This is a genomic window from Thiomicrospira sp., assembly GCF_036568485.1.
Taxonomy (GTDB): domain Bacteria; phylum Pseudomonadota; class Gammaproteobacteria; order Thiomicrospirales; family Thiomicrospiraceae; genus Thiomicrospira.
Map to the genome: position 1 here is coordinate 38,882 of NZ_DATCSL010000006.1, position 13,961 is coordinate 52,842.

The 13,961-nt window shown below is 43.5% G+C and carries 17 protein-coding genes; 1 reads left to right on the plus strand and 16 read right to left on the minus strand.

The window, feature by feature from the left end:
- Positions 1–19: 19 nt before the first annotated feature.
- Complete coding sequence (locus tag VIM91_RS00480) at positions 20–343, minus strand: winged helix-turn-helix transcriptional regulator (protein WP_331862881.1); 324 nt, start codon at positions 341–343, stop codon at positions 20–22.
- A 218-nt stretch (positions 344–561) separates the two neighbouring features.
- Here VIM91_RS00480 and VIM91_RS00485 point away from each other — a divergent pair, with 218 nt between their 5' ends.
- Positions 562–1,983: a hypothetical protein gene (locus VIM91_RS00485; protein WP_331862882.1), complete on the plus strand. Its 1,422-nt coding sequence runs from the start codon at positions 562–564 to the stop codon at positions 1,981–1,983.
- On the opposite strand, the gene VIM91_RS00490 is transcribed toward VIM91_RS00485, so the two are convergent.
- From VIM91_RS00490 to VIM91_RS00560, 15 genes are all read right to left on the minus strand, one after another.
- Positions 1,980–3,839 carry a YfjI family protein gene (locus VIM91_RS00490; protein WP_331862883.1) on the minus strand — a complete coding sequence of 620 codons (1,860 nt, stop codon included), beginning with the start codon at positions 3,837–3,839 and terminating at the stop codon, positions 1,980–1,982. The genes VIM91_RS00485 and VIM91_RS00490 overlap by 4 nt on opposite strands.
- Positions 3,840–3,990: 151 nt before the next feature.
- Positions 3,991–4,677, minus strand: coding sequence for a YagK/YfjJ domain-containing protein (locus VIM91_RS00495; RefSeq protein ID WP_331862884.1), 687 nt, complete (start codon positions 4,675–4,677; stop codon positions 3,991–3,993).
- A 357-nt stretch (positions 4,678–5,034) separates the two neighbouring features.
- On the minus strand, positions 5,035–5,307 hold the full coding sequence (locus VIM91_RS00500; RefSeq protein ID WP_331862885.1) for a helix-turn-helix transcriptional regulator: 273 nt from the start codon (positions 5,305–5,307) through the stop codon (positions 5,035–5,037).
- A gap of 132 nt (positions 5,308–5,439) precedes the next feature.
- The gene (radC, locus tag VIM91_RS00505; RefSeq protein ID WP_331862886.1) at positions 5,440–5,937 is read right to left on the minus strand and encodes a RadC family protein; all 498 of its coding nucleotides are present in this window, start codon (positions 5,935–5,937) and stop codon (positions 5,440–5,442) included.
- 9 nt (positions 5,938–5,946) lie between these two features.
- The gene (locus VIM91_RS00510; RefSeq protein ID WP_331862887.1) at positions 5,947–6,783 is read right to left on the minus strand and encodes a DUF932 domain-containing protein; all 837 of its coding nucleotides are present in this window, start codon (positions 6,781–6,783) and stop codon (positions 5,947–5,949) included.
- A gap of 112 nt (positions 6,784–6,895) precedes the next feature.
- Complete coding sequence (locus tag VIM91_RS00515; RefSeq protein ID WP_331862888.1) at positions 6,896–7,795, minus strand: hypothetical protein; 900 nt, start codon at positions 7,793–7,795, stop codon at positions 6,896–6,898.
- Between the two features lie 108 nt (positions 7,796–7,903).
- Complete coding sequence (locus VIM91_RS00520) at positions 7,904–8,944, minus strand: lambda-exonuclease family protein (RefSeq protein ID WP_331862889.1); 1,041 nt, start codon at positions 8,942–8,944, stop codon at positions 7,904–7,906.
- A 24-nt stretch (positions 8,945–8,968) separates the two neighbouring features.
- On the minus strand, positions 8,969–9,295 hold the full coding sequence (locus tag VIM91_RS00525; RefSeq protein ID WP_331862890.1) for a hypothetical protein: 327 nt from the start codon (positions 9,293–9,295) through the stop codon (positions 8,969–8,971).
- Positions 9,296–9,564: 269 nt separating this feature from the next.
- Positions 9,565–9,915 carry a hypothetical protein gene (locus VIM91_RS00530; protein ID WP_331862891.1) on the minus strand — a complete coding sequence of 117 codons (351 nt, stop codon included), beginning with the start codon at positions 9,913–9,915 and terminating at the stop codon, positions 9,565–9,567.
- 188 nt (positions 9,916–10,103) lie between these two features.
- Complete coding sequence (locus VIM91_RS00535; protein WP_331862892.1) at positions 10,104–11,039, minus strand: hypothetical protein; 936 nt, start codon at positions 11,037–11,039, stop codon at positions 10,104–10,106.
- A gap of 207 nt (positions 11,040–11,246) precedes the next feature.
- Positions 11,247–11,390, minus strand: coding sequence for a hypothetical protein (locus tag VIM91_RS00540; RefSeq protein WP_331862893.1), 144 nt, complete (start codon positions 11,388–11,390; stop codon positions 11,247–11,249).
- A gap of 144 nt (positions 11,391–11,534) precedes the next feature.
- Entirely contained in the window at positions 11,535–11,834 is a 300-nt protein-coding gene (locus VIM91_RS00545; protein WP_331862894.1) for a type II toxin-antitoxin system VapC family toxin, read from the minus strand.
- Positions 11,835–11,837: 3 nt separating this feature from the next.
- Entirely contained in the window at positions 11,838–12,068 is a 231-nt protein-coding gene (locus VIM91_RS00550; RefSeq protein ID WP_331862895.1) for a hypothetical protein, read from the minus strand.
- Positions 12,069–12,263: 195 nt separating this feature from the next.
- Positions 12,264–12,557: an Rpn family recombination-promoting nuclease/putative transposase gene (locus VIM91_RS00555; RefSeq protein WP_331862896.1), complete on the minus strand. Its 294-nt coding sequence runs from the start codon at positions 12,555–12,557 to the stop codon at positions 12,264–12,266.
- Positions 12,558–12,617: 60 nt separating this feature from the next.
- Complete coding sequence (locus VIM91_RS00560) at positions 12,618–13,838, minus strand: tyrosine-type recombinase/integrase (protein ID WP_331862897.1); 1,221 nt, start codon at positions 13,836–13,838, stop codon at positions 12,618–12,620.
- Positions 13,839–13,961 lie beyond the last annotated feature (123 nt).

Sequence of the window (13,961 nt, forward strand, 5' to 3'; positions counted from 1 at the left end):
TCAATCCTCGCTACATCTTTTAGTTATTTTTTAGTGAACTGAGTTCAACTTGTAATTCTTTGCACTCTTGCTGCCTTAGTTCTATAAATTTTTCCGTTAAGGCTATCCTTAACGCAAGACCGTCTTTCGTCAGCTCGTAATGGTATTTCGCACGTTTGTCAAAGCCCGCGTCTGCTGCTATCGGCTTGGCTTTTATTAAGCCTTCGTCAATGAGCGCCCGCAATAAGTAATTGGTTTTGCCTAAACTAAACCCTAAACTCTCAGAAATCATGCGCTGATTGAGATGCGCTCCTGCTAAACGCAGTACGCACAATACAGCTTCTGACTCCAAATTCACTTTCATCAGCATCCTATCCTAGGGTTGATGGCTAGTTTTACTTGCAAAATAAGACGTGGCAAGATACCAAATACGACTCATAAAATATTTGGTCGAGATTGTACAACATTTGAAACGAGAGTGTCGGTAAAATCGGCTTTGTATGACATTATTAGGTTTTGCCTTTTGCATACAAAAATGTCATAAAATCTTAAAAATAACAACTAACAGGTAAATTAATCGGCATGTCCATTCATTTTTTAACAAGGCTTGATCAGTCACTTTCGCCCTCGCTTTCTTCTGCTGTAAGCTGGCTGCGTAATAAAAACATTCAGTGTTTTGAAGGTGGCAACCATTTAGTTTATGGACGAATTGACCTGCTCGACCCAGAGAGCAGGCATCAAGCAAAAGTTGACTTTTTATTTGCCAGTGAAGCAGGCCTGATTGCTCAAACCCAACTAGAAGAACATGAATTACTCGATCCAGCCTTTAAAAAACATGCTGTAACGTTAATGACAAGTGAACTGGGTAATGAACTGAACAACTTGTCTGCAAAAGAGATTGAAATATTGCTATGGCGTGCGTTGCACCAAATCCCTAAAGACCCCGCTGACATCGACTTTCTTCATAGAAGTTCGACAGTAACTTGTAATGATAACTCAACCCGCTGGCACTTGAACCCACAAAGCTACGCCTACATCTGTCAAAATCCAAATTCTCAGCAAATCCACCCTTTTCTACCCAACCGCCATGAGTATCGATTTTTAATGGCGATTTCTCAAGACACCCCACAAAACTCCAAAACCGCCGTTGAGCACGTCAACTACTATATTGAGCGCCCGTTTTCTCAAAACAATCAACCTGTGCATATAAATGAACACTATCATCGTTTTAATGAACTTAATTGGGATTTTAAAAACCTAGTTGACCCGTTGGTTACCTGGCTAGAGCGTGCAGGTGTGCCAAGTGATTACCACTGTTTAACGATTACGTGGCTGGTGCAATGCTTACGTTTAAATGAACCACAAATTGCGCTTGAAGTAGTTGGAACACCAGAAGCGACGCAAAATTTTACAAAAACCCTGACTGCATGGTTTAACCGTATCGAGCAACCTTCTGAGCCTATCTCGGATTCTAATCCATATAAACTGGTGCAGGCGGCATTTGAAGGACATCTAATAAATCTTGGGCCACAAAACACCCTCTCACACGACATGCAAAAAGACGTGGTCGCATTATTGGATGGCGCAATATGGCCGCTAAACCACTTAGATTTTCCAGCTACCCCCAAAATTGCTATGCGTCGTCCCGTGGTTTGGGCATGCGAACAGAGCCTTAACAACGAATGCGACCTAAATCAACGAACTCTGAGCATTGATCTAGCGAAGACTTCTAACAGCCGCTTAGATGCCGACAAACTGCATACTGCATTTATTGCCGTGTTAATGCGGTTAGCGGGCTACGCCATGAAAATTGATCACAATCGCGCCCAACGCACATCACCCGATATACCAGAACGCCTGAAGTCATTTGACCGCTTAGGCAATCACTTATCACCCAGGTTTTTTGGTGGCGGCACACAACCCTACACCAGCTTTGGTTATGAAATGGATGCCTATTTGCCAGAGTTAAACTACAATTCAAAGAATAACCATGATTTTTATTAATCAGCTTCACTATTTTTACAGCGAATGCGCAACTGCAAACCATCTGGGTTCGTATTGAATCTTCCTCTATAGACCTGCTGCTGCCCCTCTATTCGATCTCGATCTAAACGAACATTTTCAATCGGCTCAATCTCCTCAAATAACGGCAAACTGCTAATTGAATATTGATGCCCGTTCTTAAACTCTGGATTAAAGTCATCCTTATGCATTAACTCACGCTTGCTAAAGACGGTGGCTTCATAAAACACCCAATGGGTTTTTCGTCCACGCTCTTGCTGGGTAACAAAGCCCATTCGCTTAAGCAGCTCAATCACCCGATAGAGTTTTTGCGGGTCGCGCAACATGGATGGCCCAAATTGACGAATTTCACGCCCAGTAAACTTAATGACTCGACCTTCGCGGTAGTGAGCGCCTTCAATAACTTTACATGGCGGGACTCGCCATTGTTTGTTAGGGTTATAACGATCACTTAGGTTTTCCTGCCAACCTTCTGGCACCCTTTCAGCCGGTGGCTGATATAAATAGGCAATCAACGCCTTGGCGTTTTTAATTAAAGCAGGCTCGTCAGCAATATAGGTTAAAAAATGCTTTGAATAGCGCATACCGAGTTGGTAGGCATACTCAAGCGTAGCATGATTAATTTGTGTATCGTCTTGATCGTGAAAATAGTGAACTAGACCCGCTATACGTGTAATATTATCCATTAGCTTTGAAGCATGATCCTTGTAAAACTCGTACACCTGCCCTTCTTTTTGCGCGTCCTCAATAGCCTGAGCATAACGATTCCAATACTGAGACGCTTTTGCGCTAAAGGTTAAGATCGTTTTTTTATCGCGCTCATTCTTTGTGAGGGTTTTGTTTTGCTGGTGCTTCATATCATCCAGCATAATCTGCTGAACGCGATCATTGAAATTTTTAAGATGAACAAGATTGTTGAGCTTTGCCGTTGCATCACGCTCCCCAGACATATGGGGCGGTTGCACAACCAAAAATCTTGCCAAAAAACCCAAACCCCTTGCCTCTTCGCCACGTTTGGTCAAAAAGGACTCAATCACTTGCATTTGCGTCATCAAAGCCAGTGTTAAACGCGCATTGGATAAAATAAAACTGGGTTGTGAAATTCGATCTACCGGAATATCAATACCATCCCACAAACTATTAAGCATATGAAGATCATCAAACGCTCGACCGTTAAAAATGCCGTTAGCTTCACTCGATAACAAGCAAGCGTGACGATAATGCTTGTGCATCATCCGAACCAAGGCTTGCGGTGTGGTGTCGTCATAAATAAATTTAACCGGTGTAATGGTTTTCGGCTCGGATTCATTGTGTTCTTTAATCGCGTCTTTAATAAGCTTTAGATTGGCTTTTGCCTCTTCATCATCAGGCTTTAACACCTCTTTCTGTTTAGCCTTCTTCAGAGAAGAATTGAGCGCTGTCCACTCAGTCTTCCAGTTTAATTTTGCCAATTCATTCTGAGCATTTTTAGTTTGGGCATCCTCAGAAGCTCTGGCTTGTAAATCACGAATCGATTTAAAAAACTGCTTTTCTACCGTCGTTTTCCGCTCACCTGATTCAGCAATCGTGAGTAACATTAAATTTGTATTTACAACATTACCTGTCGGCTGCTGAACTTGAACCCGACCCTGACAAGCAGTAGACATCGCACCTAATGCACAATTAATCGCCATAGGTTTGCTGACTTGAATATTTTCAACTGCTTCAATAACCGCAGATTCCAACAAACTTGTCTCACCAAATGACGGCCACTCAGACTCAAAAAAACGATGAATATCGTGTCTTATATTGACCTCAAAATCTATATCTTCATCTAGTAGCTTTTTATCTTCATTCATCACGTATTCCAAAATTTATTAAATACAATATATAAATTATCTGCTACAACTGCTAATAAAGCAAATGTAGCAGTAAATACTTGCATTATTTAATAAAATATTTACATAAACACTTAACCCTCCTCAAACAAATAAATGCCAACTTATGTCATTAACCAATACACCCTCGTGAACGACTAAACACTTTCACTGGAAGATCGAATCGTTTAGTATCGGCTTTGCAAATGTAAGCTGAGCGGGTAAAGATTTGTTTAATTTGCTCTGGGGTATCAGGCTGACCTTTTTCAATATAAAAGGTGTCTGCAAAATGGACTAAACCCTGATTGACGATATGCGCTGGATGCAAACCTAATGCACTCGCCCAAGCGCCATTAATTCGGTGATAAAGATTTTCCTCTGTTGACTCAAAATTACCCAACCCTCTAAAGACATGGCCGTTAAATAATAGAACCGCATGGATATGCAATCCCCGCGACTCGCCAACTTCGTAAACACGGCAAAATCTAACGGTATTTGATCGGCTATCCCCTGATTGCGCTTTGCGGTGATTAAACGCATCGAGCTTGGCTTTTAAGGAGTCCATAAACCGAGTATAGTAATCCGAGCTTACTCGCTCTGATTCATTCCAGTCACTTGGAAAATAAAGATCAATCCGCACAGCAAAAACTTTAGGATATTGGTCAATCTGACAACGGATGGTCTCAATTAAGCCATCTAGGTATTGGGTCACCATTGGGCCACGTTTAGTTTCCACGGGTGCATTTCTATAGCTTTTGTCATAATGTAATTTGAGTTCTTTATTGGCTGGGTGACGCAATGGATAGGTTTGGTTATTCATATTTGTAATCCTTTTTTGATAGAGTTTATAGGCTTACAATTCGTTATAGCTATCCTGTCTTATGGTTACTATTCTTAACTGTTTATGTGTATAGTGTTTTTACTAACGTAAACACTATATAACACTATTAACCCCGGTATTGAGGCGCTAAAATGCTATGCATAGATTGATCTCAAAAATCAAAATCGCATCAAAACTCGGGAAAACAGTTAAATAACGAAGACTCGGTTAAAAAACGAATTGCTCATACTATGTGGTGCAATATTTTTTTACTTAGCGGACTATGTTATGTGTCTGCCGGTTTTGGCCAAAAAAAAATACCATGGCCACAATAAGCGCCCATGGCATGGTTTGAATTCAAGCGGCGGTTTGTGCTACCTGCGCTTCTAGCCAAGATTCGTAATCGGTTCGTTTCCAACGAGATGAGCCACCGATTTTGATTTGACGTGGGAACCGGCCTTCATTCATCATGAAGTAAATGTGTTTTCTGGAAAACTTGGTCATCTCACAAATCTCCTCCATCGTCAGTAAGTCCAACCTAGTTGAGCGTTTAAGCTCGATCAATTCTTGCTGCACTTGTTTGAGTTGGTTTAAGATTAATGTGATGTCTTGTTGATTTAGCTGTTTCATAAAAACGTCTCCAATAAAAAACCCGCTTTGTTTAGCGGGTTGTGAGGTTTAAAGTTATTGACAGCTTGGCAATAAATTTCACTATGCGTCACTGTTCATAACATAGTGTTGATACGTAAAATTTTACATACACTAGACATCCCCCAACTGCGCCAGCGACACAAATCCTTCCCTTCCGACCACCACATGATCCAACAATCGCACCTCGATTAACTGAAGGGCTTGTTTGATTTGTTGGGTGATGGCCTTGTCGGATTGACTCGGACGCGGGTTGCCCGATGGATGGTTGTGTACCAAGATAACCGCCGCGGCATTGTGTTTAAGCGCGTGCTTCACCACTTCGCGTGGATAGACCTGCGCTTGATTAATCGTGCCTTGGAATAACTCTTGGTAGACAATCAACCTGTGTTGCTGATCCAGCCACAACACCCCAAAGACCTCATGCTCCAATTGCTGGAGCATGGTTTGTAGATAGGTATAGGTCTTTTCAGGGCTGTCGAGGGTTTGACCGGGGCTGAGTTGTTGTTTCGCTAAGAAGTGCGCCATTTGGATAATCGCATCGGCACTGATGGGTTGCTCGACGCGATAATACCCACGACTTTCATCGGCGATAAAAGGTTGTGGCATCATGGTGACCTCCTATGCCGCTTTAGGCACTAAGAAGCCAAGCTGATCGCCATCCTTGAGCTTGGAGAATTCCTCAGTCAATTGCCACAGGGCACGATTGAGTTTCACATCCTCGCTCACGGATTGAATCGCACGGGTACGGACATTGCGCCCGTTGGATGATCGACCACTTAGGCCACCTTTAAAAAGGTTTTCTTGCACGCGGTTGAAGACTTTCCAAAGGCTGGATTCGTGATCTTCAATGCGTCGGACTTGTAACAGGTCATCCGGCCTAACTGGACAAGAATACACCCAATCCTCACCGTAGCGTAATGACAAGGCGGCCTTAGCATACAGACGCGCTTCTTCTTTTGAGATGAGGGTTGAGCGGTAATGATCGACGGACTCACTGATTTTAGGCACGTACTGAATCAGATTCAGACTGCCATCAATAATGGAGTCAACAATGTTTTTGCCGTGTTTGACTTTAATGCCACCTAAATCATTGGTTTGGGTCACCATGCCGTTTTCACAGGCCAGTCTAAACAACCCTAAATCGAGCTGATAAGCGGCGGTGCGGTCATGAGAGTTGGTTAACACCAGTTCGGTTAAACAGTCGCCGACCTTAATTTGTCGGTCAGGGTCTTGTCTAAATCGAATCATGTGTTTGGTAAGATTGCGTTTTGAGGTGTCGCGTACATTGGTTTGTAAGGCACGAACCGGATACCAACCCTCGTGTTTCAGGGCATCAACCACTTCAATGGTTGGCATAAAGCCATAACGGTCTGATACTTGGTGATCCGGTGCCGTTGCAAATACCGCTGGCGCGAGTTTTTGTAGCTTTTCTGGGGTTAAGATTGTCATCGCCATGATGAATTCTCCTTTTCGATAAATAATAAAAAACCCCAATGCCACACTAAATGGCAAAGGGGTTGAGTTGAAAGTTGAGTTGAAAAAATCTGTTCTAGTAACTATTAAGCTTTTAAGCACTTAATGCTTGCGCTTGCCGATTAATCTTCTCGGCCAAGCTTGGACGTGAATCCTGTAAAGTAGCTGAATGAGGATGATTAAGAACCGAATCGTGGGCGGGATAAAACTCCTCCACAATCGATTCCACTTCATCCTCAGTGTCTTCAAAGGCACCATTGTTAAATCCTTGTTGGGCGGTCTGATCTAACGCCGCTTGATCGAAGCCCGCTTTAATGCGTTGATGCTCGATCTGATGGGCTTGGGTTAAGGTTTGTTCGAGAGAGAGGTCTTCTCGAAGGGTAATGTCGGCATAGTAAATAGGTTGACCATAACTTTGCCGGGTGGATTTACCGCGTAGCTTTAAGGCCAAAGGCAAACAAGCTAAACGCCCACCAGACAGCGCACTAAAATAATGCAAGCGTGCCACCAGTGTTCGGATACTGTTAAAGCCCGTGGTGCGGAACATAAAACTACTCAGTGGATCATCGTCACCGACCACCACGTTTAAGCGACCATACGGTTTACAGTTGCCTTGTACGCCAAACTCACAAGCCTGCGGACTCGGGCAAGGCAAAGTTTCCATACCGTTTTGAGTATGGCGTTTACAGGTTTCCCCGTTACCGACACAGATGGGACGTGCAGAGCTACGGTCAAACAGGCTGTATTGCACGCGACAATTTAAGTCAGGTTGGTTGAATAACAATTGAATCGGGATAGAACGTAATTTGCCTGAAGTTTCAGAGCGCAGTTTTTTATTGATGGGATGCTCAACCCAACCATCACGCCCTTGGATTTGGGTAGTGAGAGTAAATTGATCATCTTTTTGCGGTAAGCGTTTGCCGTCTTTTTCAACGACCTTACCAATACTAATCCGTCCGATAACCGGCGGTGTGATTGCCAGACCTTTAATCATGTCAGGACTCCTTGTTGAAAAATGGGTATAAAAAAGCCCCTAAACCGACAACCGGTAGGGGCGAAGACAGAACAAAACAGGAAAAGCGTTGCGTTAAAAGTTGATGGATCAGGCCGCTTGCACTAAAAACCGTCGCGACCCTTCAACGGGTTTTAGATAGGTGGCAATTAACTCAGGATGGTCGGATTTTAATGCGGTTACATCCAGCCGTTCCGATGCTTTAGATTGCTTCCAGCTCACCCGACCATTATGAAATAACGCCACCGATGACGTACCCATCGCCTGTTGGATTTGATGGCGAAGTAATGACTCTTCATCGGAGAGTTGACTCAGATCCGCTCGGACTCTCAGCAGTTGGTCGAATGTTGTAGATAAAGCCAAGTCTTGGCTGAAATCTACGGTTTTGTTATCATCGGTGGGGAATAACCAGCGCAAGGCTTGACCGGCTGAATCGGAACTGTCGGCTGGCGGTGGGGTATCGGTTTCAACCAACTGCCAGAAGTGTTGTTCCAACAAGGCGATTTTTTCAATCATCGCTTCATTGCGGGTAATGCGGTGAATCTCCAGCTTTTGACCACCGAGTAAGACCGCGACATCCGCCGCTTGTTGTCCGGTGACCGCCAACTGATGCATGACTTGCACTTGAACATATTCCGGTACACCGTCACGCCAAAGTTTTGCGCCGTTGATGCCCGCTGTTTTACACTCTAAAACTTGCACATCGGCTTGCCCTACAATCTCACGATCAAGGTTAGCCAACATCCAAGGTTTTGTTGGGTGGCGTAAAACGGAATTAACCCGACGTACTTTATAACCGGTACGAAGAGCATATTGATCCGCGACAATCGGCTCTAGCACCGTACCCCAATGCAACGCACTGTCCTGACTAGCTTCATCGTTAGAGGCTTCAACTGGGCTACGTCCTGTTTTTTCCATCCAGAGTTCAAGCTGGGATTTATAGGGGTTTAAGCCAATCGCAGCGGCGGCATCCGAGCTGCCAATGCCTTGTTTTCGATAAGCGAGCCAATCACTACGGTCGAGGGATTTGGTATCGACCACACGCTCAGCTTGAGCATAACGCCGCACAACTTTAAGGTGGCTGAATGTATCGTTGTCATCTATGTTGGTTTTTGATGGAATTGCAGACATAATAATCTCCTTAAAAATTAAGCATTAGCTTGTGGTGAAGTTATGACCACAATCCGAGCAAACAAAATTGTGTAACACTCGCTGATCGATTTGTTCACCAAGCTTGGCGCCGGTTAAACCGCCAGCCGCGCCCGCTGTTAAACCTCCAAAAACCGCACCAATCAGCGTACCTAATGCCATTCCGGGTGGGCCTGCAATAACTCCCATCGCAGCACCGGCTCTCGCGCCTGTCATAGCTCCTGTCAATCCGGCTACGCCACCGGCGACAGCACCAACCGTACCGCCGACTTTTCGACCAATATCTTTCCTTAAAACATGATGCGAGTCACACCTTGGGCAATAAATCGTCATAGCTTCTTTCCTCAATTTAAAACATATAAAGGTTACACCGCTGATGATGGCGGGCGTTTGATGTCTCGCTGTGGTAGCGTTTCATCATGGTAGTAATATGTATTTGAAATATTTTTTAATGCGATTTTTTTGTTAAATGAGAGGGAAATGGGAAAAGGTTTAGATCTTTGTCGAGCAGTAAGTTTAACTGACAGGTTCTGGTGTGTGTTGTGGTGGTTGGTGTTAATGCACTCATGCTATTTCTCCCAGTCTTATCAAATAATATTGTGTTAATCTTCTGTTGAAAACGCATAGCCGCAATCTACGCACTGGCGGTTGTCTAGCAAGTGTCGATTTATTTCTTGCCCTAACTTGGCACCGGCCAAGCCACCCGCTGCGGCACCGGCAAGACCACCTAATACCGCTCCTGCCAAGAGTGACAAAGGATAAGGCGGAGAAGTGGGCGCAATTTGGGAAAGCCCTGCACCGAGAATAACACCAGTTTTAGCACCAGCCCACATACCACTGGCACCACTCATGCCTCCACCGATCATGCCGAGCATGCCACCGAATTTTCTTGCCCTATACTGAGATACGCAGTTATGGCTGCCACATTTTGGGCAGGCTGAAAAATGAGACATATACCCTCCTTAAAATCATGGAATATTCAAATCAAGCCGGTTAGCTTGTCAGAGCAGTAATATGTATTTGAGTTTCGGTTGGTTAAAACGATGCAGGAATGGATTGAAAATGTCTGATGAATTTAAACGCACCATACAAAAACACCCCATTTAAGGGGTGCTTGAGAGGCGGTTATTGATTTGATTTATTAGGATTTTTCGCGCTGGTTAATGTAGTCCATCAAGTCTTTTACCGACACACTAGCAACTTCAGCGGCTTGTTTAACAGATACATTTAATTGCCGTACCATTTCCAATGCCATTTCCAGCTTGCCTTGCTGCATACCTTGCTGCATACCTTGCTGCATGCCTTGCTCTATAGCTAGGCGCTCAATCGTATTCATATAGGCCATGTGTTGCTCCTCCTCAATTTGGTGAACGACGTCTTTAAATTCATACTCTAAATTATGCGGCAACGTAATCATCCAGTCAATCAGATCAAACAAGACTAATACCTGTTTTCGATCAAAACCTCGTTGATAGAGTTTGCGTACCAAGCTTGCTTTTGCTCCAAATCGCTGCCTAGGGTCTTTAAGTTGTTTGGCATCGAGTTGAGCCACCACAATTAAGCCAAATACATTATTATGATTGAGCAAAGCCTCTCTCTGAGGTAAAAAGTCTAGCAACTTTACAACCGGATAGTTAAATTGAATTCGACACCCTAGCATTTCAAACAGATATTCATCAGGGCGATAGTTTTTACGGCTATCCGTCAAAATCGCTAAACTGATTACATCCTTTTTGTAACGCTGGCGAATCCGGCTATTGTAATCGAACATACGTTGTGAAAAACCCTCTTCCGGCTCACCTTGCACTTCGATATGAATCAACAGCCACTTCTCTTCACCGTTGATAAGTTTAACCTTGACCAGTTTGTCGGCATAGGTGCGACCGCGTTCGGCTTTAGCTAGAATCTTTTGCAGTTCTTTGTCTAAAAAAGTCACCGGTTGTGCCCAGTCAATCGCTTGGTGAACACCGAAAAACAATAATGCCATCGCCTGTTCAAGATACAGTTCCAAGGCATCTTTCCATGGGCTGTCGTGGTCTTGATTGTCTGAATCCTTACTTGCCTGAATATCTGTCATAGCGCGTCCTGTTTTATTGGGCTCTATTTTAGCGCATTTGAATTGATGATGGCTTTTGAAGTGGTAACTTTTGAGTTTGAGTTGTGGGCGTTTTTTGCATGTTTTATCGCGCTATAGTTAATACAACATTTGGTCACAAAAGCACTGCTAGATTGAGCGTGTTATGTATGACAAAACGCCCCATGATTGGGGCGGATTTTTTAAAATTTACTGTTCTCGTTTTTTGAGATACTCTGTAAGCTGATCAAGTGGAACCTTTAACTTTAATGCGGCATCTTTAACCAATATTCCAAAATATTTCACCATTGTTTGCGCTGCTTCCAGCCTACCTTTGAGCTCACGTTGTTGCATTACTGCAAGACGTTCCTGCTCAATAGATGACAAGAGGAAGCTGAAATGGTACGGCGTTTTTTATTTGATCGAGACAGTCGTTACTTTTAAATCTAGTATCCTGAAATCATCAACATTATTCGTCACTATCTCAAAGCCATGCACCTATGCCGTGGCACCAATAATCGCATCGGGTGTTTTAATTTTAAATTGCTGCCTGTTTTTAATCGTACGATTTGCCACCACTTCATCAAGATCAAAAACTCTAGCATTTGAAATAAACTCGAGCGCCTTGTCATTAAGAACAGGATCATTCAACAATTTCTGCCAACTCAAGAACTCGATTTTAGTGATAATCGAAATATTAAAACTTGACCGAAGAATCTCAATCAATGTCGCATCATCCGTAAGCCCATTAAAAAAATAGATAACAACATTGGTATCAAGCAAATATCTATTTTTCACGACTTAATCCCATTCGCTTCTTGTCCGGGATAGATAAGCATCTATACTCTCTTTACTCGCAGAAGCCGCACCATAAAACGCCATCGGGTCAAACGCCTTCCGCTCACCAATCAATGAGGTTTTAACCAAATCAAAAAGCGGCAAAACAATCACTTCCACATCCTTACCCACATACTCTTTTGGGATGTGCAAATTATAAAACTCGATGTCCGGTCTAATAATTTCGCGTAACATGACTTTTCACCTCTGGAGTAAGCAACTCACAAGATTGCATTCTACCTTAAAACGGTCTCAACACCACAAAACCCAATCAAACCCCTAGTCATAGCGAGCAATCCGGTGCTATTGCGAGGTGCTATATCGCGAGACCGCAGGCAGTAGCGATATCACTCAAAAAACGCAGAAAACGCTGTGCCAAACGAGTAATAACTAAACCACGGGGGTTTTACGCGATACTAGATAAAGCGGCTGACGTGTTCCTGCACAGTCAATTTCCATTGACCAGACCACATCTTCAATACGCTCATCAAACAAGGGAGTGACATAGCTACCCGGCTGTGGCGTGAGCGTCTCAAAATCAACTCGTTGCGACAATTCTTGTGGCAGAAAGCCTTCGATTAGTGCTTGCACCATTTCCGGGTAGGAAAATAGTTCTTTATAACCGGTGTCGTGGTGGTGAGTGCCAGAGCGGCTATCGGATTGTGATTCGGATTTATCGGTCATGGTGTTTGGCCTGCGTTAAGTATTTTTATGAAATTTAATCTTTTGAAAAGCCTCAAATATTCAGTACCTTGGAACAAAAACTTGCGGACAAAGTTGTTCCAGTTTTTTGGAATACCAAGCCATAATCTCTCGCCTTTTGGCTAAATGCTCGCTTTGATTATAAACAGCCGCAACCTTGTTTTGTGACTGATGCGCCAACTGCATTTCTATTATGTTGTGAGGGAAGCCCGCTTCGTTTAGCCATGTACTTGCCGTCGCACGGAAATCGTGACTTGTGATAACCCCTCTTTTGGATGATTTATAACCAAATAGCGCGTTAGCAATCGCCTTGTTAATCGTTGTTGAACCCGTTGGCTTTCGCTTATCCGTACCAGGAAATACATAATCCCACTTGCCCGTAAGTTTTTTAACCGTCTCTAAGATCAAAATAGCCTGATCGCTTAACGGCACCACATGTGGTTTACGCATCTTCATAAATTCGGCAGGAATACGCCATAACTTTTCTTTAAAGTCTATATCTTCCCAGCGTGCATTGATCGCTTCAGCACTACGCACAAACGTTAGAACTTGAAATAAAACCAGCTCACGTGTAACAAAACGGCCATTATAAACGGCGAGTTTACAAAGGAATTGCTGCATTTCATCCTGTTTAAGCGCACGAGCATGTTGAATCGGTGGTCGCTGGATATACCCTTCCAGACTGCTTGCAACATCGGTTTCTACAATTTGCAACAATATGCCATAACGAAGCATTTGAGAAAGTAACTGGCGTGCCTGTATGGCAACCGTCATTTTTCCAGCGGCCTCAATTTCTTGCAGCATCGCCAGCACATGACTGGGTTTTAATTCTTCAACAAACATATCACCTAGCATGGGCACAATATGGTTACGCAAAACACTTCTTATGTTATACGCTGTTCGCTCTGCCATGCGAGCCAGCTTGTGCTCGTACCATTTTTCTGACAGCTCACTCAGTGTCATTCTATTTTTATTTTCAGCTGAAGCTTGTGGCTGATTTGCTGTTTGAATATCAATGCCCTGCTTCACCTGCATTCTTAGCTCGGCGTGAGTTAGTCGCGCCTGAACCAAGGATGTTTGTGGATACTCACCTATCACATAGGACTGGTCTTTAGGTTTACCGTTTATTTTAGCTTTACGACGATAAACCCACTGTTTTAATCCGGTGGGTCTGACATACAAGTAGAGCCCATTCTGATCCAACAGCTTCAACACCTTAGATTGGCTAGCCTTTGCCTTTCTGCACTCCATGTCCGTAAGCATTTGAAACTCCTTCAAATATACCAAACCCACCTTTCAAAACGAGGTGGGTTTAAATATTAACCCAAAACCCACCATAAACCCACTATTTTGTGTTTAGCTTGGTTTTTTATGGTTTCAAAGTGA